Source organism: Phyllobacterium sp. P30BS-XVII (genome assembly GCF_014138335.1).
Classification (GTDB): domain Bacteria; phylum Pseudomonadota; class Alphaproteobacteria; order Rhizobiales; family Rhizobiaceae; genus Phyllobacterium; species Phyllobacterium meliloti.
The window spans coordinates 109,847-132,446 of record NZ_JACGXO010000002.1 but is presented as its reverse complement, the minus strand read 5'-3'; the positions used below and the strand labels follow the sequence as shown (position 1 = coordinate 132,446).

Here is a 22,600-nt window from a genome sequence, read left to right as displayed (position 1 = left end):
AATGGATCATCAGTCCCCCACCCTGCCCGCAGCCCGTCAGTCCTCTGATTACACGCACAGCTTTGTCCTCACCCTCTCATGCGAAGACAAGCCGGGGATTGTGGCATCGGTGACAACGGAGCTTGCGGCACTTGATGCCAATATTGCCGAGAGCAACCAGTTCTGGGATCGCCAGACCAACCGCTTCTTCATGCGCATTGCCTTTGCCGCTTCGGAAGCCACCTCCAAGGATGATGTCGAGCGGGCGCTGAAACCTGCCGTCGAGCGTTTCGGCATGAAGACAACCCTTATCGATCAGGCGAAGAAGCCAAAGATCGTCATCATGGTATCGAAATTCGACCATGCGCTGCTGCATCTGATTTACCAGATCAAGGTTGGCTGGCTTGATGCGGAAGTGGCCGCCATCGTCTCCAACCACGAGGACAGCCGCCGCTTTGCCGAGCATGAGGGTATCCCCTACCATGTCCTGCCCGTTTCCAAGGACAACAAGAAGGAGCAGGAAGAAGCGCTTCTGAAGATCGTCAAGGACACCGGTGCTGATCTGGTCATCCTTGCCCGCTATATGCAGGTGCTGTCAGACAACATCTCCAAGCGCCTCTTTGGCAAGGTGATCAACATCCACCACTCCTTCCTGCCAAGCTTCAAGGGGGCCAAGCCCTATCATCAGGCCTTCGAGCGCGGCGTGAAGCTGATCGGTGCGACGGCACACTATGTCACCCCTGATCTGGATGAAGGTCCGATCATCGAGCAGGAGACCGAGCGGGTCAGCCACGCCATGAGCGCCGAGGACTTTGTTGCCACCGGCCGCGATATTGAAAGCCGGGTGCTGGCACGGGCAGTCAAGAAACACCTTGAATCCCGTGTCATGCTCAATGGCCATAAGACGGTGGTGTTTTAACATTATAAATCTGCAGTGTGGTTCGTGGTTCGACAAGCTCACCATGAGGGAGAGTGAGGATGCAATGCTAATCGCAGAGATTGCAGAGTAAAACTCCCTGCAACCTCACCCTCTCCGTCATCCTCGGGCTTGACCCGAGGACCACGGTTAAGGAGATTGAACGAACTTGGATGCTCGCAGCTTTTAAATTGTGGGTCCTCGGGTCATCCTCGGGTTAAACCCGAGGACTGAGGATGACGGAATTGGGTGTGACGGGGGAAGCCAAGTTCTGCAATCTCTGCGATTAGCATTGCATCCACCCAAGCCCCTCATGGTGAGCTTGTCGAACAACGAACCACGCCACACACAATGTTCATGCAACGCAGAAATCTCATACCGGGCTCTGCAACAACTCCCTGATAATACCCCCCACATGCTGAACGGCGCGATCCTCGTCGCGCCTGACATGCCATGCCAGATGCAGCGTAAAGCCCTCGACCGGAATAGGCGGTTCAAACAACGCGAAGCCCATACTATCCGCCGGAACACACAGGCTCGGCGTCATTGCAATCATGTCGGAATTTTCAACCAGCGGCGGGACCATCAGAAAGCTCGGGACGACGATGCCCACCCGCCGCTCGCGGCCAATCTTTGCCAGTTCCTCATCCAGTGGGCTGTACCGATGCCCCTGCCCCGAAACGATCACATGCGGGAATTCCAGCCAGCGGTCGAGTGTAAAATCCTTTGCCGCGGGATGATCTTTGCGCATCATCACCACATAGTGCTCGTGCAGCAAATCCACACGCCGGAACGAAACATCCGTTTTCGGGAAAACCGCCACGGCGAGGTCAACCGCCCCTTTCGCAAGCTTGTCCAGCGAATCCTCAGTGCCATGCCAGGGCTGGATCACCAGATCAATACCGGGCGCTGATCGTGCAAGCCTCTCGCGCAAAGGCCCGATGATCGCCACAGCTGGAAGATCAGCAGTGAGTATGCGCACCGTCTGGTGAATGGTGGCAAGATCAATGTCGGGTGGATCAAGAACGAGCGTAATCTGCGCCAAGAGGTTTTTGATGGGTACGCGCAGCGATTCTGCCTTTGGCGTCAGCCGCATCATCCCCTTGCCGCGTTCCAGCAACGCATCGTCGAACAGATGGCGGCAACGATCGAGCGCGCTTGAGGTGGCGGGCTGCGAGAGGCCAAGCCGGTCAGCCGCACGCGACACATGCGCTTCATCCAGAAGCGCATCGAGCACCACGAGCAGGTTCAAATCGACAGATCGCAAATTCATGCGCTGAATACTAGCACATTTATTTTATTGAAATGAAGAATACCCAAACGGCAATAATCAGGCCTCGATTTCCACATTGCCAAGCGGCTTCGTGCAGCAGGCAAGCACAAACCCCTCGTCGATTTCCTCATCGAGAATACCGCCATTGTGATCCATCTCGGATTTGCCCGACAGTTTCATCACCTTGCAGGTGCCGCACAGGCCGGATTCGCAAGCGGCTGCAATGCGTATACCCGCACCACGCGCTGCTTTCAGGATCGTATCACCCGGCATGCAGGGCACTTCCATACCAGACATGGAGAAGGTGATCGTGGCAGCCGATTCCAATGCTTCCGTGGAAATGACATCGAGCATGGGCAATACCGGCTCGGCGGCGGGGCCAAAGCTTTCCTGATGATAATGCGCCATATCGAAGCCATTGGCCTCAAGCATGGTACGCACATCCCGCATGAAACCTTCCGGGCCACAGCAGAAAATTGTCCGATCCTTGAAGTCAGGCGAAAGCAGCGGCAGTTTGGGCGCCTCAAGCCTGCCGCGAATGCCGGTCCAAAGCTGCCCCATCTCGTGTTCCTTGATCAGAAACGACAGTTTCAGATTGGGCATGCAGTTGGTGAGATATTCCAGTTCCCGGCGGAAAATAATATCGCTGGGGCGGCGGGCGCAGGTAACGAAGCTGATATCGCTCTGCGGCGCGCAATCATGCATCCAGCGGGTCATCGACATCATCGGCGTAATGCCAGATCCCGCCGAGATGAACAGATATTTTTCGCCCGGATGCTTGCGCATGGAAAAATCGCCGAGCGGCCCGAATGCCTTCAGCCGGACACCCGGCGTCAGGTGATCCAGCATCCAGCGGGTGCCGATACTGCCTTCCTGCGCTTTGACCGTCACAGCAATAGTGAATGGCCGTGACGGGCTGGATGACAGCGTATAGGTACGCAAAACAGCTTCGGGCTGGGTCGGCAGTTCGAAGGTCATGAACTGGCCCGGCTCATAGCGGAACCAGTTCTGATTGTCGGAACGGAATGTGAAAGTCTTCACATTCGGCGCTTCCTCAATGATCGACAGGCACTCCAATAAATGCAGCCGATCATTCCACGGCTGCATCTGGTCGAGGTGCGGGTAAGACTGAGGAACGCCCATATTCATTTTTACCTATGCTACCTTGCTGAGCCGCGTATCACCGCCGGTGAGACGCTCTTCCATGAACCTGCAATACCATTCGAGGAACTGCAGTACGCCGCCTTCATGTTCGGTCGAATAGGGACCGGGTTCATAGGCGGGCGAGCGGATGCCGAAAGCGTTTTCCTCGACAATACGGCGGTCCTGATCATTGGTTTCCGTCCACACATGCGTCAGTTCTTCGAGGTTATAGTCTACGCCCTCGACGGCATCCTTATGTACCAGCCACTTGGTTGTAACCTGTGTTTCATCCGGGCCAAGCGGCAGCACACGGAACGAAATGGCATGGTCGCCAAGAATGTGGTTCCAGGTGGTCGGATAATGGAACAGCAACAGCGAACCGATCCGCTTCTCATTGACAATATCGCTGAGCTGCTTACCGACGGCGCGGCGACCGGTCATCGTATAGCTTTCCGAATCCCGCAGCAGCGGAACACGGGTGGCGCGATACTGACCATCATCGGACATGCGGAAAGTGCTTGGGAGGCCCGCAGCTTCACAACGCTGCCAATGTTCAGCAATTTCTGGATCGTCACCGGCGCCCTGTACACCGGTGACACTCGGCGCTTCCGGGAAAGTCTTGCACAGTTCAGGATGGTTGGCGACGCAGTGATAGCACTCGCGATTGTTTTCCCAGACCAGCTTCCAGTTGCCCTTCTCCACAATGGTGCTCTGATAGGCAACCTTTGTGTCGATGAGCTTATGCGGTGCAAGATAAGGCTCGATCAGTGCGCGGGTTGCGCTGAAATCAGTCGGGTTCTGCGCAAGACAGATGAAGATGTAACCACCAACGCTTTCGCAATGCACAGGCTTGAGGCTGTGCTGGCTGGGGTCGAAATCATCGCCCATCTGGCGCGCGAAAAGCAGGCGGCCGTCAAGCTCATAGGTCCACTGGTGATAGGGGCAGACGAGCTTTGCCGATGTGCCGCGCTCAGCCGCACAGACGCGCGAACCGCGATGGCGGCAGGAATTGTGGAAAGCACGAATCTGGCCCTGACGGTCACGCACGATGACCACAGGATAGTCGCCCACCTGCACGGTGAAGAAATTGCCGGGCTTGGTGACTTCGCAATCATGGCCGATGAACAGCCAGTCACGATAAAAAATATTTTCCATATCCAGACGGTAATAGTCCGGATCGGAATAGAAGGCCTGTTCGAGGCCGTAGCCGGGTTTCCGGTTTTTCAGGTTCCGGAGCAGTTCGTTGCGCATATCCATGTCGTGTCCTCGCCTCAATGTTGCGAAAGAACTGACTGGTGGTGACGGAGGAAGAACGCCTACACGGTCAGCACAAGCCGATGCCCGCATAAAATCATGCTCCTTGATCGCCCACCGCGATCAGTCGGTTTCAGTCCCGAGGCTGGTTTCCGGGCTCTGGAGTTGCCATCTCGGCTGTCACGACGCCTTCCCGGGTTGTGGCCCAGTGGCTGTTATGCCGTGTTTCACTCCACTACCGTTGCGGGGGCAGCGCCGGGTTTCCGACCGGCTTCCCAATTCTCCGCTTCCCTAGAAAAAAGCGGCACCTCAAGTGCCCCGATAAAAGCATTCGGCATAAAAAAAGAATAGGTGCGGAAACGACATCCCATTTACGTAAGACGACACTGTACACTATGTCGCAGAATGGCCAGCAGGTGCCCCTAATTCAGCCGAGAACAACAAGCTCTTCAAAGTGGTTCATATCGACGAAACTGCAAAAAGCCGGCGGATTAAGCGCAATAATGGGCGCATCGCGTTGAATGGTAGCAAGGCAATCATCGAGAAGCGCCTGCCATGCGCCAAGCCGTTCATCGGGAAAACGTTCGATCACATAGGCCAGTGTAATATGGAAAACATAGGTGTCGTGATCAGGATGCCGATACCCGAACGGAACGGCCAATGCGTCGCGCCAGGCCCGCAGGATTTGCTCGTCATATTCGCTCGCACCGGCAACCGTAAGTCCCGCAGGTGTGACATCGATCACTTTGACATTAAACGGCCCACACCCTTCAAAATCCTGCAGACGATCCACATAAAGCTGGGTCATATCGTCAATACTGGTCTCAAGCGCAACATCATCTGGCCAAAAGGATGCCCGGCGGCGATATTCGATGATACCCTGAAACAGGGTCATGTGCAGGCTGGAGATGGGTGTGAATGCCAATTGCCCGGCATCCGGCATAGCCAGCATCCGCTCGCGCACCGCAATAACAGCCGCCTCAGACTCAGAACCTTTCACCAGATGGCAGACCACCGTATTGCCCGGCTCAAGCTGAAACTCGCCCTTGGTGTTATAGCGCCTGCCGAGATGAACGGGCGGCTCCGGGTGAAGGCTGGCGGCAAAGCGGGCAAGTGAAGGCTTGATCAGGTCGAGCATGGAAACCCCGTGACGAGTAAATGAGAGTGTCACATGCCAATGGGACTCACTGGCACGCAAATGATCCCTCCGCCATAGGACAGCTCTTTGTCAGGCAGATGAAGCCCGCCTATGGCCGGTAAAGATATTCCTCGATCGAAGCCTGTTTCATTTCAATCGAGAAACCCGGCAGTGATGGCGGCATATAGGCCGCGTCCTGAATGTTGCAGGGATCGATGAAATGCTCATGCAGATGGTCGACATATTCGATCACCCGGCCCTCTTTCGTGCCCGACACAGCAATATAGTCGATCATCGACAGATGCTGCACGTATTCACAAAGACCCACGCCGCCAGCATGCGGCCAGACGGGCAGCTCGTACTTCGCGGCAATCAGTAATACGGCAAGCACTTCATTCAGTCCGCCCATGCGGCACGAATCGATCTGCACCACATCAATAGCGCCTTCAGCGATGAACTGCTTGAACATGATGCGGTTCTGGCACATCTCGCCCGTGGCAACCTTCACTGGCTTGATCGCCTGCCGGATCTTGCGATGCCCAGCCACATCGTCAGGGCTGGTCGGCTCTTCGATGAAGAATGGCTTGACGAAGGCAAGCTTGTTGACCCAATCGATGGCTTCGTTGACTTCCCATACCTGATTGGCATCGATCATCAGGATACGATCCGGCCCGATCACCTCGCGCGCAATGGTCAGACGGCGAATATCGTCCTCAAGATCGCGGCCAACTTTCATCTTGATGTGGTTGAAGCCTGAATCAACAGCCTCCTGACAAAGACGGCGCAGCTTTTCGTCGGAATAGCCAAGCCATCCCGCCGACGTTGTATAGCAGGGATAACCCTCCGCCTTCAGCGTTGCTATCCGCTCCCGTTTGCCGGTCTCAGCCTTGCGCAGAATGTCCAGCGCCTCCTCGCGTGTCAGCACATCAGTCAGGTAGCGGAAGTCGACAATATTGACGATCTCCTCAGGCGTCATTTCGCCAACCAGCTGCCAGACTGGCTTGCCCGCTTCTTTCGCCAAAAGATCCCATACTGCATTGACCACGGCACCGGTTGCCAGATGCATCGCGCCCTTATCCGGCCCGATCCAGCGCAACTGGCTGTCACCCGTGATGAAATGCCAGAAACGGCCCGGATCTTCCTTCACCCAGTCCAGTTCAAGCCCGACAACCAGATGCTTCATCGCTTCAATCGCGAGGCAGCAGATTTCGTTGCCGCGACCGATGGTGAAGGTCAGGCCATGACCGGAGAGTGCCTTGTTATCCGTATCGAGGATAACATAGGCGGCGGAATAATCCGGATCCGGGTTCATGGCATCCGATCCATCCAGACTCTGCGAGGTGGGAAAGCGGACGTCGAAGACGCGAAGATCGGTGATGCGGGTCACAATATGCCTCTTGAATAATGTTGCGGGACCAGCACTGAACTAAACGTCAGCGCGAGCCACCTGTTTCTGGGTGCCAAGACCATCAATGCCAAGCTCGATCACATCACCGGCTTTGAGGTAGCGCGGTGGCTTCATGCCCATGCCAACGCCGGGCGGTGTTCCCGTCGAGATGATGTCACCGGGATGCAGCGACATGAACTGGCTGAGATAGGAGACGAGGAATGCAGCACCATAGACCATGGTCTTGGTAGAGCCGTTCTGCATTGTCTCGCCATTGACCTTCAGCCACATGCCGAGATTCTGCGGATCGGTGATTTCATCCTTTGTCACCAGCCATGGGCCGGTCGGACCGAACGTGTCGCAGGATTTGCCCTTGGTCCACTGGCCCGCACGTTCAATCTGGAAGGCGCGCTCGCTGACATCATGCACGGTGCAGTACCCCGCGACATAATCCAGTGCTTCGGCCTCGCTGACATATTTTGCCGTCCGGCCAATGACGATGCCAAGCTCGACTTCCCAGTCGGTCTTCTGCGAACCGCGCGGAATAACAAGATCATCATTCGGGCCGACAATGGCCGATGTTGCCTTCATGAAAATGACGGGTTCCGGTGGCACCGCCATACCGGATTCCGCCGCGTGATCAGCATAATTCAAGCCGATACAGATGAACTTTCCAGTCCCGGCAATGCAGGGGCCAAGGCGCGGATCGCCACTGACCAGAGGCAGGCTTTCCACATCCGCAGCGGAAAGTTTTGCCAGCGCAGCGGGATCAAGTGCAGCACCGGAAAGATCGTTCACCTTGCCGGAAAGATCGCGGATTTGCCCCTTGGCATCGAGCACACCGGGCTTTTCCTGCCCTGCTTCGCCGTAACGGAGATACTTCATCATTTATTCCTTTGGTTCACTAGACGGTCCAGCCGCCATCAATGTTGTATGCCTGTCCCGTGGTGTAGGTTGCACCGGCGAGATAGACAGCGAGATCGGCAATTTCTTCGGGCAGGCCGAGACGACCCATGGGTTGGCGGGAGATGAAAGCAGCGCGCGCCGCTTCATAGTCGCCACCGGCGCGCATGCGCTGTTCCAGCGATGGGCTTTCCACCGTGCCGGGGCAGATCGCATTGCAGCGAATACCCTGCGTGATGTATTCCGCAGCCACGGATTTCGTCAGGCCGAGAACGGCAGCCTTGGTAACGCCATAGGCGAAGCGGTTCGGCACGCCCTTCACACTGCTGGCAACCGACGACATATTGATAATCGCGCCATCTTTGCGCTCGATCATACCGGGCAGAACGGCCCGGATCGTACGCACCATCGCCCGTACGTTGAGATCGAGGGCGAACTCCAGATCCGCATCGGGCATTTCCAGTATGGAACCACTGTGAACAAAACCGGCGCAGTTGAAGAGGACGTCAACCGGGCCAATCTCGCCGATCACTTTGGTCACTTCATCGGTGTTCAAAACATCGAGCTTGCGCGGTTTGAGGCCAGCTTCCTTTGGCAGCGCATCGAGCAATTGCTGGTTGATATCTGTGGCGTGAACAATCGCGCCTTCCTGCAGAAAAGCCAACGCAGAGGCACGGCCGATGCCCTGCCCTGCCGCTGTGATCAATACCCGCTTGCCTTCAAGCTTACCTGTCATTTCAAACCTCCATTTGGCACATTGATGTACCCGTCATATCACTTTTGTTTTGCGCTCGGCGATGAGGATGTGGTCGGCAGCCAGCACAACTTCACCGCGTTGATTGAGAACTTCGCAGCGCTCGACCACACGCCCGCTTTCCGGCCGTTTCGGGTCATCTTCCTTGGCGCTGATCGTCACGCGCGTGCGGATCGTATCGCCAATGAAGACCGGGCGCACAAACCGCAAACGGTCATAGCCATAGGAAAAAGCTACGGGATTGATAAGGCTCGCCGTCAAGCCGACGCCAATGGAAAAAATCATCGTGCCATGGGCCACGCGCTGGCCGAACGGTGTCGTCTTGGCAAATTCAGCGTCCATATGATGCGGGAAGAAATCGCCCGTATGCCCCGCATGCACAACGAAATCCGTTTCGGTTATGGTTCGCCCCGTCGTTGTGCGCACATGGCCGAGTTCGTATTCCTCGAAATAAACGGTCTGTTCTGACATTCAGGCCTCCGGCTTTTGGGCGAGCGGTGTCGCGGGCGCTGCGCTTGACTCATAAGCAGCCTCGACCAGCGCCATGGTGTGCCAGGCATCTTCAACGGAACTCACCAGCTCCTTGTCCTCGCCGCTGGCAAAGCGCTGCAGATTGGCCATGCGCCCGGTAAAAGCATCCGGGAACCACGCGCCCTGCAAGGGCACATTGACCCAATCCGAACCGCCCTTGGGGTAAATCATCAACTCATCCGGTTCGCCGCGCGGATAATCGAGATTAACCCCGAGTTTCACATAGGCGGCACCCTCGGTGCCGCTGACACGGAATTCGCAGGCCTGAAACCTGCGCCCGAATTTGTGGTCATGATTGATCGACAGCGAACAGCGCACCCGGTCGCCATAGTCGAGGATCGCACTGGTTCTGGTCTGCGCCACCTTGTGAGCGGGATGACCAAGCGTCTTTGCGTGTACGCCCAGCGGATTGCCAAGAATCTGGCGGATCAGATCGATATAATGGATCGAGTGCATGGCAATCTCGACACGCGGCAGATCAGCCAGAAATGGCCATAGCGACCATGGCGTATCCAGCGCAAGCCACGCATCAAAATCGATGACCTCGCCAAGCCAGTCCTGAGCAATCGCATCCTTGAGCGCCAGCATCATCGGCGCAAACCGCAGCTGGAAATTGACCGCAGCCGTGATATTCCGTTCACGGCAAATGCGAAGGATTTCCGAGGCCTCTTCAAGGTCGCTGCCCATCGGCTTCTGGATCAGCGCAAATGAACCTTCCGGTAGGGCTTTCAGCACATCCGCATGACGCGCGGGCGGTGTCGCCAGATCGAAGATCGCATTCTCCACCGCCGCCGCTTCGGCCAGTGAAGCATAGGCTTTCACATTCCACTCCCAGGCGATTTTACCAGCCTTGGCCTGATCCGGGTCAAACAGACCCGCAATGGGAAAACCACCCTTCCGATAGGCAGGATAATGCGCATCACCAACAATGCTACCCGCCCCGAATGTCACAATAGGGCGAAGCTTTGCAGGCAGCGGCCAGCTTTGTTGCAGAGTGGTTGGATTGAAATATTCAGTATGAGGCAACGGCACCCCCCTCTGCCCTGTCGGGCATCTCCCCCACAAGGGGGGAGATCAGCTGCGAGTACCGCCTTTGCACAATCTGCAATGTTTCCCGTTGTAGGAAAGCGTTCATGTCAATGTGATCTCCCCCCTTGTGGGGGAGATGTCCGACAGGACAGAGGGGGGTGAAAGCACGCATCATCATTCCTCAATCCAGATGAAAAACTTCATCCATCATCGCCCACCATTCTCCCGGCGCGCGTGTTTCCAGCGGCACCTGACAAGGCATACAAACAGCCCACCATTCCCCATTTTTCGGATCGGCAGCCATCTTCGCCATATCATCAGCAAAATCCGCGCCGTGATATTCCCATGTGCCGAACAGGATGTTCTCCGGCTCGCGCAGGAAGATCGTGTAGTTGCGGATATTGCAGCTGGAAATCAGCGCGAGAATCTCGGGCCAGACAGCCGCGTGCAACCGCTTATACTCGGCAACCTTCTCGCCATTGAGCCCGATCATCATTCCCATGCGCTGCATGATCTAGCTCCGGATTTCCGTGGTGAACTCGCCAACGCTGCGTGCCTTCACCGCATCCCAGTCCCAGTCGATACCGATGCCCGGTTCCGACGGAGCAATGGCATAGCCGTTCTCGATGCGCATCTGTGTTTGGGTGAGGTCATCCAGTTGCGGGATATATTCGACATATCTGCCGTTTTGCACCGCACAGGTGAGGCTCACATGCAGTTCCATCAGAAAGTGCGGGCAAACGGGTATGTCAAAAGTCTCAGCCGTATGCGCCACTTTCAGCCAGGGCGTGATGCCACCGATCCGCCCCACATCCACCTGCACGATGGAGCAGGCGCGCTTTTGCATATATTCGCGGAAATGCCTGATGGAATAGAGCGACTCGCCAACCGCAACCGGTGTCTGCGTGGCCGATGACAGCCGCACATGGCCATCAATATCATCGGCAGGCAGCGGCTCTTCCAGCCAGGCCAGATCGATATCACGCAGCACCTGCGAGCGTCTGATAGCTTCATCCAGTGTAAAGCCCTGATTGGCATCGGTCATGATCTCAAAACTGGAGCCAACCGCATCGCGCACCGCCGACAACCGGTCGAGATCTTCCGATCCATGCGGGCGCCCGATCTTCACCTTGGCACCCTTGAAACCCTTTGCCTTCGCCTGCAATGCATCATCCACCAGCGCCTGCTTTTCAATATGCAGCCAGCCACCTTCAGTTGTGTAAAGCGGACAGCGATCTTTCGCGCCGCCGGCCAGTTTCCATAAGGGAAGGTTCTGCTTCTTCGCCCGCAAATCCCACAGCGCGATATCGATGGCGGCCAGCGCAATAGCTGTGATTGCGCCGATGGTGGTGGCGTGCGTGGCAAATTCCAGCTCGCGCCAGATCGCTTCAATCTGATCGGCATCCTTGCCGAGCAGGCGCGGTGCCAGATGATCCGACAGAAGCCGCATCACCGACGAACCACCAGTGCCGATCGTATAGCTATATCCCGTGCCGACAGCACCATCGCTATCGGTAATCGTGACAATCGGTGTTTCCTGCGAAACAAAGCTCTGGATCGCATCGGTCCGCAGCACTTTTGGCGGCAGATCAACCATGCGCAATTCAACCCGTTCGATTTTGGCCATGGTCAGCTCCGCAAGGTTTTGCCGGTTTCAGGCGAGAAGAGATGCGCCTGCGACAGGTCGAAGCTCAGCTTGATGGTTTCGCCTGATCCGAGCGGACGCGGGTTCAGCATGCGCGACACCCATTCGCGCTCGCCCAGCGTGATGAATACCAGCGTTTCATTGCCGAGCGGTTCGGTGATTGAGACAGGCAGCAATAGCTCATGTACATCGGTCGCATCGCCGGAACTCAGGCCATGACCTGTCGGGTAGATATCATCAGGACGCAGGCCGAAAATAACCTTCTGCCCGGCAACCACCTTGTTGCGGAATTCAATGGGAAGCGGAAGGCTTTGACCACCCTGTAAGACCAATTTGCCGCCATCGACAGTGGCCTCATTCAGGTTCATTGGCGGCGAGCCGATGAAGCCCGCGACAAAGCGCGTTGCCGGGCGCTTGAACACTTCCTCCGGCGTGCCGACCTGCTCGATATATCCATCACGCATGATGACGATACGGTCGGAAAGCGTCATCGCCTCCACCTGATCATGGGTCACATAAATCATAGTTGCCTGCACCTTGGCATGCAGACGCTTGATTTCTGTGCGCACCTGCGTGCGCAGTTTCGCATCGAGATTGGAAAGCGGCTCGTCGAACAGGAAGACTTCAGGCTTGCGCACAATGGCACGGCCCATGGCCACGCGCTGGCGCTGTCCGCCTGACAGTTGCGAAGGGCGCCGGTCCATCAGCTTATCGAGATCGAGAATGGCAGCCGCTTCATTGACGCGCTGATCAATCTCGGATTGCGCGATTTTGCCGATCTTCAGCGAAAACCCCATATTTTCGCGCACAGTCATATGCGGATAGAGCGCATAGGACTGGAACACCATCGAGATATTGCGGGCGCGCGGTGGCAGATCGTTGACTGGCTTGCCGCCGATTTCGATCACGCCATCGCTGATTTCCTCAAGCCCGGCAATCATGCGCAGCGTCGTGGATTTGCCGCAGCCGGAGGGTCCGACCAGCGCGATGAACTCGCGATCCTTCACTTCAAGATCAATGCCGTGGACGACATCGACACTGCCATAGCGCTTGACCAGCTTTTTCAGGGTTACGGGTGCCATTACAACTTAACCTTTCACCGCGCCGAACGTCAGTCCGGACACCAGATGCTTTTGAATGATGAATGTGAGGGTCAGCGCCGGAACAATCATGACCACGGCAAGCGCGCACATGCCGCGCCAGTCAATGGTGAATTCCGACGTGTAATCGAGAAGCCCGACTGGCAGTGTCTTCGAATTGACCGAGCGGGTGATCTGCGCCGCCAGCGCATATTCGTTCCACGACGTGAGGAAGGCGAAAATGCCCGCCGACGCAATGCCGGGGCCAGCCAGCGGGAATTCCACCTGCCAGAATGCCTGCCAGCGCGTGCAGCCATCGATCTGTGCCGCCTCCGCCAGATCCTTCGGCACCTGACGGAAGAACCCATCAATCAACCAGATCGTGAACGGCACATTCAGGGCCACATAGACAAGGATCATGGAGAAGTGCGTATCGATAATCCCGAGCCGGGCAAAAACCATGAACAGCGGCAGCGACAGCGCAATGCCGGGAACGGCGCGGGTCAGCATGAAACCGAGGAAGATCGCCGACTTGCCCTTGAACTTGTACCGGGCAAAGGCATAACCGCCGGCCATGCCAATGATCAGTGCGATGACAGTGGAGGTAATCGAGATAATCAGAGAGTTGCGGAAATATTCCCAGACCGGAATGCCGCCCTGCCCGGCACCGCCAAACATGGAACGATAGGCATCAAGCGAAATATCCTGCGGAATCCACACGGGTGGCTTTGCCATGATCTCCACCGTCGGGCGGAGTGAATTGAGGACGATCCAGAGGCCTGGCAGGCAGATAACCAGCATGGCGAGGAACAGTCCGACGAAATGCAGGACTTTCAGGCCGCGGCGCTTGAGGCGATGTGCGTTGTTCTGGTCCATCTTACCACTCCGCTCCGATTTGCTGGCGCGCAGCGGCGAGCTTTCTGAAGAAATACACGGTGAACAGGATGGAAAGCAGGATGGAGATATAGGCCATGGCATTGGCCAGCCCCATGCGTGCATCGCTATAGGCGGTGCGTCCAACCAGCGTCCACAACAGTTCCGTGCGTTTTGCCGGACCGCCATCGGTCATGATCTTTACAATGTCATAGGCACGCGCCACGTCGAGCGAGCGGATGGTCATGGCGATGAAGGCAAACGGCATGAGATAGGGCCAGGTGACATAGCGGAATGTCTGCCACGGCGTGCAGCCATCGACACGCGCTGCTTCAACCGGCTCCTGCGGCATGGCGAGAAGGCCAGCGAGAATGAGGATGGCGAAAACCGAGGTGGAGGACCAGACTTCGGCAATAATGATAGAGAACAACGCCAGATTGCCGTCGATCAGCCATGGTATGGCCGATGTGGTTATTCCAAGCGACTGCAGCACATTATTGACGAAGCCGATATTGTCATTGAACAGAAATTTGAACTGAAAGCCGACGAGGACGGGTGAAAACATCATCGGGAACATCATCAGCGTGCGCAAAAGCCGCTGACCGCGCGTCGCTTTGTTGACCAGCATGGCAAGCCCGAGGCCAAGGAACATTTCGGCATTCAGCGCAATTGTCAAAAGCAGGACCGTGCGCCCGAATGCTGACCAGAATTCCACACTGGTCAAGGCGCTCACATAATTGCGGAAGCCAATAAAAATCCACAGCGTCTCCGGCTTGGTCAGCCGGAACGGCGTAAAGCTCGAATAGAGCGAAAACAGCAGCGGCAGGACGATGACCGCCGCCAGAACGATAATGGCAGGCAGCAGCAGAAGCGTCGGCGCTGAGAGTTTGGGAAATTTCATCTGGTATATTGGCCTTCTGATCTCTGCTCTGCGGGATGAATACTACCCACCCCCTCCGACCAAGGGCCAAAGGGGGTAAGCAGCTTTTTCATTCCACTCAGATCCCGTTAAAGCTTGCCGGCATCCTTCAGGATGTCGGTTGCCTTCTGGGCGGCGGTGTCGAGTGCTTCCTTCGAGGTCTTGTCCCCAAGGATGGCAGCCTGCAGTTCCGGATAAACAGCGTTGGAAATCTCGATCCATTCAGCCAGCGGCGGAACCGGGAATGCGTTCTTGGCAGCCTCCTGGAAAGCGGCCAGAACCTCGGTCTTGTAGGCATCGCCCTTGGCCTGTTCGATATCCCAGGCCCAGACTGCGGTGCGGGTCGGCAATGGCCCGGCTTTCGCTTCCAGCTTCTGGCTGTCCTCATTGGTCAGCCACCAGACCAGCGAAGCGGCAGCTTCCTTGTTGGCGCAGGCATTGGTTACTGAGAAGCCATGGCTTCCAGACCAGCCGGTGCGCTTGCCCGACGATCCCGCCGGCTGCACCTTGACGCCGACATTGCCCGCAACTTTCGAAGACTTCGGATCATTGAAGAAGCTTGCCCAACCCGGCCAATCCAGATTAATGGCGATTGAACCCGAAGCGAAACCCTGACCGAGATCATCCCAGAGGTAATTGGTTGTTCCGGCAGGCACAGCCTTGGCCTTGTAGAGATTGACGAACCAGTCGAGCGCCTTGATACCAGCGGCTGAATTGAAGGCTGGCTTGCCGTCCTTGTCGATATATTCGCCGCCTTCCGCCACCAGCATTTCATAGAAGCGGCCATTAATCGCCTCTTCCTTGCCCGCAAACTGCGTGCCGTAGAAATCCGGCGCCTTGGTGAAGAATATCGCCTGATCCGTGACCTGCTGCCATGTATCAGGAGGCGTCAGCTCATAACCATATTTGGCCTTGAACGCCGTCTTGTTGGCTTCATCCGCATAGATGCTCTTCTGATAGTAGAGCGCCGAAACATCGAACTGCGCACGCGGCAGCATCACCAGCTTGCCGTCGAGAGTCGAAGCTTTGATGTTGGCAGGAACGAAGGCTGCAATTTCCTCGGCAGGAATAAGCTTCGTCAAATCCGTGTAGATATCAGGATATTGCGGCGCAAAGGATGAGTGGTTCGAACCCACGCACCACTTCAGGCTGCCCGAAGCGATATCCGATTTGATCTCCTTGTCGAGTTCGAAGTGATTCTTCTTCGACAGGATGTTGACCTTGGCACCCGTGAGTTTTTCCCACTCGCCGATACGCTCATAGAGCGGCTCATATTGCTGGCCGCCAATAAGCTTGGCGTCGATGGTCACGCCTGCAAACTTGCCCGGCAACTCGGCGCCGATGGCAAAGCTTGTGCTCAAAAGCGCGATGGCGCCAGCCGAAACACTGGCCAAAAGCTTCTTCATGCAATTCCTCCCAATCCCAGAGTGCCGCCTCCCGGCACTTTTCTTCACCCATATATGGGCGTGTCATTCATATACAAACATTATGCGGCTTGACCGTCAAGCGTGGAAACGCTTTCCTATGAAGATAATCTTCGTATATGCATTGAGTGAAATGAGGGGATTGCCATGATTGAAGAAGACGACAGCGACCGGTATCGCGCCCCGGCACTCGACAAGGGACTGGATATTCTCGAACTACTTTCGGGAATTGATGGCGGCCTGACGCAGGCCGAAATTGCCAAACATCTTGGCCGCAGTCCCAACGAATTTTACCGCATGCTCGACCGGCTTGTCCGGCGTGGCTATGTCACCCGGCTAGAAGGCGACCGCTATTCGCTGACATTGAAGCTTTTCGGTCTTGCCCAGCTTCATGCGCCGGTCCGGCGGCTGGCATCTTATGCTACACCGCTGATGCGGGATCTTGCGGTCATGTCAAAACAGGCCAACCAGTTGAGTGTCTTTGACCGCGGTGCAGCCGTCGTCATTGCCCAGCAGGAAGCGCCTGATTATTGGGGCATTTCGATCCGCGTCGGCTCGCATATCAGTCTGTTCAACACCGGCTCCGGCCATGTGCTCCTGGCGTTCCGCTCCGATGAAGAACGGGCAATGATGATTGCCGAATATGAAAAACATGCTGACGATATCGCCCAGCCGTCAGACTTCCGCGAACGCCTCGACCATATCCGTGAGCGCGGCTACGAAATCATGGCAAGTGAACAGACCGCAGGCGTATTCAACATATCTGCACCGATTCTCGGGCCTGACGGACGGTCCATTGCCGCATTGACCTGTCCCTATATCAAGCTCCTGAACATTGCCGACGCGCCCGATGTGGATGAGGCCCGCGAAATGCTGGTGGCAACGGCACAAAAACTCTCGGAACTGGCGGGTGCTGACGTGATCCATTCCAGTGTCATCCGTCACGCCTGAACCGGAGCCAAGCATGTTGATCGATACACACCTTCATCTCATTGACCAGTCGGCCCTGCACTACCCCTGGCTATCGGGCGTCGAGGCGCTCAACCGCGATTTTCTTTACGAGGAATATGCGCTTCAGGCCCGCCGCGCCGGAATCACTCAGGCGCTCCATATGGAAGTGGATGTTGCACCATCGCAAATCCAGACGGAAATCGACTATGTGGCCGATCTATTAAAGCGCAATGATAATCTGATCGCCGGGGCAATTGCCGCCTGCCGTCCGGAGGAAGACGGGTTTGCAGCCTATCTCGAACACCAGAAAGCCAACCCGTTCGTCAAAGGCTTCCGCCGCATCCTGCACACCATGCCGGATGAACTCTCGGAAAACCCGCTTTTCCGCGACAACATCAGGCGTATTGGCGGATCAGGTCTGACGTTTGATCTCTGCGTTCTGCCACGCCAGATGGACAGGGCAATTGTTCTGGTCGATCTGGCGCCCGACGTGACATTCATTCTCGATCATTGCGGCGTGCCAGATATCAAGGGCAATGATTTCGAGGCGTGGCGCGGCAAGATTGCAGAGATCGCCAAGCGGTCCAATGTGATCGCCAAGATTTCCGGCGTGGTCGCCTACGCCGATGGAGAATGGGTTGCCGATACGCTCAAACCCTATGTGCATCATATTATCGACAGTTTCGGCTGGGACCGCATTGTCTGGGGCAGTGACTGGCCCGTCTGCACATTGGGCGGTGGTCTCGCCACATGGGTCGCAGCAACACACGCTCTTGTTGCTGGATGCAGCGAGAGTGAAAAAGCAAAGCTGTTTTCGGGGAATGCCCGGAGGGTATGGGGATTGTAGTTCGTGGTGCGTGGTTCGACATAACAACCATGAGGGAAATTGGTGGATGCAAGGCTAGTCGCAAAGATCGCAGAACTTGACTCCCCTTCATCACCCCTCTCCCTCATGGTGAGCTTGTCGAACCACGAACCGCCAGCGTTCACCCCCCAAGCCTCAAACCACTTGCTTGCCAATCCATCCCGCTTTACCTCTGCTAGTCAGCAACACCATCAACAGCGGGAGATAAAATGGCGGCGGAGCTTCATGGACCGGATCTTCTCAGTGCCGTTGTGCTTCTGGGTGCGGGTGTCATTGCCGTACCCGTGTTCAAGCGGCTGGGGCTCGGCTCCGTCCTTGGCTATCTTGCTGCCGGTCTGGTGATCGGCCCCTTCGGCCTCAAATTCTTCTCCGACCCGCAAACGATCCTGCATGTCGCCGAACTTGGCGTGGTCATGTTCCTGTTCATCATTGGCCTCGAAATGCAGCCCTCCCGCCTTTGGGGGCTGCGCAAGGAAATTTTTGGCCTTGGTGCCCTGCAGGTCGGCGTCTGCGCGCTTCTTTTGACCGGTGTCGGCATCGCCACCGGCTTTCCCGTGGCCATATCCTTTGTTGCTGGCGCTGGTTTTGTCTTGACCTCCACCGCCATTGTCATGCAATTGCTGGAGGAACGCGGCGAAATCTCAAGCACAAAAGGCCAGCGCATGGTCTCGATCCTCCTGCTTGAGGACCTTGCCATCGTGCCGCTGCTCGCCCTCGTCGCCTTTCTTGCGCCCATTGCCGCAACGGATGCGCCGCCCACCGGCCTGCGCTGGATGGATATCGGCATCGGCGTTGGCGCGGTCATCGGCATTATCGTGGCGGGCCGTTATCTCCTCAACCCCCTGTTCGGCTTTCTCGCCCAATCCCGCGCCCGTGAAGTCATGACCGCCGCCGCCCTGCTGGTGGTGCTGGGCGCTGCGCTCGTCATGCAGGTCAGCGGCCTCTCCATGGCGATGGGCGCATTTCTCGCGGGCGTGCTCCTGTCCGAATCCACTTTCCGGCATCAGCTTGAAGCCGATGTGGAACCTTTCCGCGGCATCCTGCTTGGTCTGTTTTTCCTTGCGGTCGGCATGTCGCTGGACCTCAGCGTTGTCGCGGCAAACTGGCAGACTGTCCTTTTCTATGTGGTCGCCTTCATGGTCGTAAAAGCCATCGCGATCTATATCGTCGCCCGCCTGATGCAATCCAGCCATTCGGAAGCGCTGGAGCGCGCCATTGTCATGGCGCAGGGCGGCGAATTTGCCTTCGTGCTTTATTCCACCGCCACATCTGTTGGCATTCTTGATGGCCGGGCCAGCGCCATGCTGACGGCGATCATCATCATTTCCATGGTGCTCACCCCCATCGCCATCATTGGCCTGCGCTATATTCTGCCGCGTGAAAAACAGTCCCTTGATGGTGTGGATGTCGCCGATGGCCTTTCGGGCAGCGTGCTGATAATCGGCTTCGGCCGGTTCGGCCAGATCGCGTGCCAGCCCTTGCTGATACGCGGTGTCGATGTTTCGATCATCGACAATGATGTTGAAATGATCCAGGCCGCGTCGGAATTCGGCTTCAAGGTCTATTACGGCGACGGCACGCGGCTCGACATTCTGCATGCCGCCGGTGCGGGTCGCGCTCAGGCTGTCCTGATCTGCGTCGACAAGGCAGACACGATTCTTGCCATCGCCCAGAATATCAAGGCGGAATACCCACTCGTGCAGGTCTATGCGCGCTCCTTTGATCGCGGCAATACATTGTCGCTCATCAAGGCCGGGGTAGAGTATCAGATCCGCGAAACCTTCGAGTCCGCGCTTTCCTTCGGCGAAAACACGCTCGTTGGCCTTGGCGTTTCACCTGAGGAAGCCGCTGAAATTGTCGATGATGTGCGCCGCCGCGATGCGGAGCGGCTTGACCTGCAACTTGCAGGCGGCATCCGCGCTGGCAACGATCTGATGCGCGGCAATGCGCCGGTCCCCGGACCACTGATCAAACCACGGCAATCGGGCCGGGCTTTGAATGAGGAAACCGCCCTCGTACTGCCCACATCGCAAACCGCTGACAGCGCAAACTGACCACACGGAATATGGGAGAAACATAATGGCTGAAACCGATCAGGCGATCATCGACAGCATCGTCGGCTTCTGGCGCAAGGCCGGTCCCGATGCTTGGTTCAAGAAGGATGCGGCCTTTGATGAAACGTTTCATCAGACTTTTCTCGACAGGCATTTTGCCGCCGCCCGGCGCGAACATGACAGCTGGGTTGAAACTGCCGAAGGCGCATTGGCGCTGATGATCCTGCTCGATCAGTTTCCACGCAACTGCTTTCGCGGAACGGGGCATATGTATGCGACAGACTCACTCGCCCGCCATTATGCCGGTCAGGCGCTCGAAAAAGGCCACGATCTCTCGCTCGAACCATCGGTGCGCGGCTTTCTTTATCTGCCCTTCATGCATTCAGAAAATATTGAGGAGCAACTGCGCTGTGTAGAACTCTACACGGCGTCGGCACCGAGCCAACTGGCATGGGCCACCGAACATTACGATATTATTCAGCGATTTGGCCGTTTTCCCCATCGCAATGCCTTGCTTGGACGCAAATCCACACCGGAAGAACAGGCATTTCTCGATGCGGGCGGATTTGCCGGATAGACAGATTTTCGCCACGCCGGTCTGAATTTTGCCGTATCCTCTTGAACGTGACCGCACAGACTGCCATTATATCGGCATCTGGCACCCGTAAATTTCACCAATGACGCCAGTCAAACAGGGACTGACCGCGCATCGATGCCGGACGAACAATCTGAAGAGCCTCCAAGTCCGGACTTGCGAAGCAAGCTGACTCTGCACACGCAGCGTCAGCAACAACTCCCGTTCATCACCCCAAAATCTGATTTGTCCTGCATTGCGGGCGGATTTGCGCTGTCTTTTCCAGCCGCATCCGCACGCCATGCTGCGCTCTGATATTATCACTTAGAAGGAACCGACTTCCCAATGGAATGGATTGCCGACCCCAATGCCTGGATTGGTCTCGCCACGCTGATCGTGCTCGAGATCGTACTCGGGATCGACAACCTCGTCTTTATCGCCATTCTCGCCGACAAGCTGCCGCCGAGCCAGCGCAACCGTGCGCGCCTCGTTGGCCTGTCGCTGGCGCTGATCATGCGTCTTGCACTGCTTGCCTCGATTTCATGGGTGGTGACGCTCACGACACCGCTCTTCAGCGTGGCAGGTTTCGGCTTCTCGGGACGTGATCTCATTCTCATTGTTGGCGGCATGTTCCTGCTGTTCAAAGGCACCATGGAACTGCATGAACGCCTTGAAGGACATATGTCCGCCAAGGAGTCCAATGCGGCGCATGCCGTGTTCTGGCAGGTTATCGCCCAGATCGTCGTACTCGACGCGGTCTTTTCGCTCGATAGCGTTATCACCGCCGTCGGCATGGTCAAATATCTTGAAGTCATGATGATCGCCGTGGTCATTGCGGTGGGCGTCATGATGCTTGCGTCGAAACCATTGATGAGCTTCGTCAGCCGCCATCCGACAGTTGTGATCCTGTGCCTTGGCTTCCTCATGATGATCGGTTTCAGCCTGATCGTCGAAGGCTTTGGCTTCCACATTCCGAAGGGCTACCTCTATGCGGCCATCGGCTTCTCCGTGCTCATCGAGGCGGCCAACCAGCTTGGGCGGCGCAACCGCGACAAGCGTATCACCTCGATGGATTTGCGCGACCGCACAGCCGGTGCGGTCCTTCGTCTGCTGGGTGGCGGTCGCAATGGCGACGGTGTCCATTCCGATACGATCGACGTGATCGCCGAACACTCCGCTGCAGGAGAAGTCTTCCACCGGGAAGAAAAGGAAATGATCCGCGGCGTGCTTGATCTGGTCGAGCGGCCGGTGCGTTCGATCATGTCGCCGCGCAACGAAGTCGAATGGCTTGATCTTAACGAGACCAACGAGGAATTGCTGGCGGAGATCAGGACACTCACCCACAGCCGGGTCGTGCTGGCCCGCGACCGGATCGATGAATTCGTCGGCGTTGCCCTGACAAAAGACCTTTTGTTCGCCATTCTTGATGGCGGCAAGATCGATTGGGATAAAGTCACGCGCCAGCCGCTGATCCTGCATGAGAATGCCAATGTCCTGCGCGTCATGGAGCAGTTGCGCGGAACGACGGTACAGATGGCCGTTGTTCTGGATGAGCACGGCTCGTTTGAAGGCGTTGTCACCCCAACCGACATCCTTGAGGCGATTGCCGGGGATTTCCCTGATGAAGGGGATGAAAGCCCGGTTCTCGAGCGTTCGGAAGATGGCAGCATGGTCGTTGATGCCTATATCGATATCCGCCGTCTCGGCGGCCTGATCGAGCGCGATCTGGTTGATGATGGCGACCGCTATACGACACTTGCCGGTTATATCCTGTGGAATCTCGGCCACATCCCCGCTCAGGGCGAAAAGCTCAAGGTGGATGATTATGAATATGAGATCGTCGAAATGGATGGCCGCAACATCGGCAAAGTGAAGATTTCACCCACCGAGACAGCCGCCTTTATCTAGG

General features: G+C 56.7%; 21 protein-coding genes and 1 riboswitch. Of the genes, 6 read left to right on the top strand and 15 right to left on the bottom strand.

What is annotated here, in order from left to right:
* Position 1: 1 nt before the first annotated feature.
* Positions 2 to 898, top strand: a complete 897-nt coding sequence (purU, locus tag FHW17_RS06580; protein WP_182509467.1) for a formyltetrahydrofolate deformylase — start codon at positions 2 to 4, stop codon at positions 896 to 898.
* Between the two features lie 370 nt (positions 899 to 1,268).
* Here purU and FHW17_RS06575 read toward each other — a convergent pair whose 3' ends face one another.
* The 15 genes from FHW17_RS06575 to FHW17_RS06505 form a co-directional block, all read right to left on the bottom strand.
* On the bottom strand, positions 1,269 to 2,168 hold the full coding sequence (locus FHW17_RS06575; RefSeq protein ID WP_182509466.1) for a LysR family transcriptional regulator: 900 nt from the start codon (positions 2,166 to 2,168) through the stop codon (positions 1,269 to 1,271).
* Positions 2,169 to 2,225: 57 nt separating this feature from the next.
* Positions 2,226 to 3,317 carry a hybrid-cluster NAD(P)-dependent oxidoreductase gene (locus tag FHW17_RS06570; RefSeq protein WP_182509465.1) on the bottom strand — a complete coding sequence of 364 codons (1,092 nt, stop codon included), beginning with the start codon at positions 3,315 to 3,317 and terminating at the stop codon, positions 2,226 to 2,228.
* A gap of 6 nt (positions 3,318 to 3,323) precedes the next feature.
* On the bottom strand, positions 3,324 to 4,568 hold the full coding sequence (locus FHW17_RS06565; RefSeq protein WP_182509464.1) for an aromatic ring-hydroxylating dioxygenase subunit alpha: 1,245 nt from the start codon (positions 4,566 to 4,568) through the stop codon (positions 3,324 to 3,326).
* 122 nt (positions 4,569 to 4,690) lie between these two features.
* Positions 4,691 to 4,892, bottom strand: a riboswitch (cobalamin riboswitch).
* Positions 4,893 to 4,992: 100 nt separating this feature from the next.
* Positions 4,993 to 5,703 (bottom strand): DUF1868 domain-containing protein, encoded by a 711-nt coding sequence (locus tag FHW17_RS06560; protein ID WP_182509463.1) that lies wholly within the window; start codon positions 5,701 to 5,703, stop codon positions 4,993 to 4,995.
* Between the two features lie 109 nt (positions 5,704 to 5,812).
* Positions 5,813 to 7,090 carry an L-fuconate dehydratase gene (locus FHW17_RS06555; protein WP_182509462.1) on the bottom strand — a complete coding sequence of 426 codons (1,278 nt, stop codon included), beginning with the start codon at positions 7,088 to 7,090 and terminating at the stop codon, positions 5,813 to 5,815.
* A gap of 39 nt (positions 7,091 to 7,129) precedes the next feature.
* Positions 7,130 to 7,975 (bottom strand): fumarylacetoacetate hydrolase family protein, encoded by an 846-nt coding sequence (locus FHW17_RS06550; protein ID WP_112530261.1) that lies wholly within the window; start codon positions 7,973 to 7,975, stop codon positions 7,130 to 7,132.
* Between the two features lie 19 nt (positions 7,976 to 7,994).
* Entirely contained in the window at positions 7,995 to 8,729 is a 735-nt protein-coding gene (locus FHW17_RS06545) for an SDR family oxidoreductase (protein WP_113095568.1), read from the bottom strand.
* 33 nt (positions 8,730 to 8,762) lie between these two features.
* Positions 8,763 to 9,218: a MaoC/PaaZ C-terminal domain-containing protein gene (locus tag FHW17_RS06540; RefSeq protein ID WP_113095569.1), complete on the bottom strand. Its 456-nt coding sequence runs from the start codon at positions 9,216 to 9,218 to the stop codon at positions 8,763 to 8,765.
* Positions 9,219 to 10,304: a Gfo/Idh/MocA family oxidoreductase gene (locus FHW17_RS06535; protein ID WP_182509461.1), complete on the bottom strand. Its 1,086-nt coding sequence runs from the start codon at positions 10,302 to 10,304 to the stop codon at positions 9,219 to 9,221.
* 184 nt (positions 10,305 to 10,488) lie between these two features.
* A complete protein-coding gene (locus FHW17_RS06530; protein WP_182509460.1) occupies positions 10,489 to 10,818 on the bottom strand; it encodes an L-rhamnose mutarotase in 330 nt (109 codons plus the stop codon).
* Between the two features lie 3 nt (positions 10,819 to 10,821).
* Entirely contained in the window at positions 10,822 to 11,934 is a 1,113-nt protein-coding gene (locus FHW17_RS06525) for a mandelate racemase/muconate lactonizing enzyme family protein (protein WP_182509459.1), read from the bottom strand.
* Positions 11,935 to 11,936: 2 nt separating this feature from the next.
* Complete coding sequence (gene ugpC / locus FHW17_RS06520; protein WP_182509458.1) at positions 11,937 to 13,034, bottom strand: sn-glycerol-3-phosphate ABC transporter ATP-binding protein UgpC; 1,098 nt, start codon at positions 13,032 to 13,034, stop codon at positions 11,937 to 11,939.
* Between the two features lie 6 nt (positions 13,035 to 13,040).
* Positions 13,041 to 13,907: a carbohydrate ABC transporter permease gene (locus FHW17_RS06515; protein ID WP_091878146.1), complete on the bottom strand. Its 867-nt coding sequence runs from the start codon at positions 13,905 to 13,907 to the stop codon at positions 13,041 to 13,043.
* Position 13,908: 1 nt separating this feature from the next.
* Positions 13,909 to 14,805: a sugar ABC transporter permease gene (locus FHW17_RS06510; RefSeq protein ID WP_112530249.1), complete on the bottom strand. Its 897-nt coding sequence runs from the start codon at positions 14,803 to 14,805 to the stop codon at positions 13,909 to 13,911.
* 107 nt (positions 14,806 to 14,912) lie between these two features.
* A complete protein-coding gene (locus FHW17_RS06505) occupies positions 14,913 to 16,229 on the bottom strand; it encodes a sugar ABC transporter substrate-binding protein (protein ID WP_112530247.1) in 1,317 nt (438 codons plus the stop codon).
* A gap of 168 nt (positions 16,230 to 16,397) precedes the next feature.
* On the opposite strand from FHW17_RS06505, the gene FHW17_RS06500 reads away from it, so the two are divergent.
* The 5 genes from FHW17_RS06500 (at position 16,398) to FHW17_RS06480 (ending at position 22,599) form a co-directional block, all read left to right on the top strand.
* Positions 16,398 to 17,198, top strand: a complete 801-nt coding sequence (locus tag FHW17_RS06500) for an IclR family transcriptional regulator (RefSeq protein WP_182509661.1) — start codon at positions 16,398 to 16,400, stop codon at positions 17,196 to 17,198.
* A gap of 13 nt (positions 17,199 to 17,211) precedes the next feature.
* Positions 17,212 to 18,045 (top strand): amidohydrolase, encoded by an 834-nt coding sequence (locus FHW17_RS06495; protein WP_182509457.1) that lies wholly within the window; start codon positions 17,212 to 17,214, stop codon positions 18,043 to 18,045.
* Positions 18,046 to 18,272: 227 nt separating this feature from the next.
* Positions 18,273 to 20,117: a monovalent cation:proton antiporter-2 (CPA2) family protein gene (locus FHW17_RS06490; RefSeq protein WP_182509456.1), complete on the top strand. Its 1,845-nt coding sequence runs from the start codon at positions 18,273 to 18,275 to the stop codon at positions 20,115 to 20,117.
* Positions 20,118 to 20,142: 25 nt separating this feature from the next.
* Positions 20,143 to 20,694, top strand: a complete 552-nt coding sequence (locus FHW17_RS06485) for a DUF924 family protein (protein WP_112530241.1) — start codon at positions 20,143 to 20,145, stop codon at positions 20,692 to 20,694.
* A 342-nt stretch (positions 20,695 to 21,036) separates the two neighbouring features.
* Positions 21,037 to 22,599: a TerC family protein gene (locus FHW17_RS06480; RefSeq protein WP_112530239.1), complete on the top strand. Its 1,563-nt coding sequence runs from the start codon at positions 21,037 to 21,039 to the stop codon at positions 22,597 to 22,599.
* Position 22,600 lies beyond the last annotated feature (1 nt).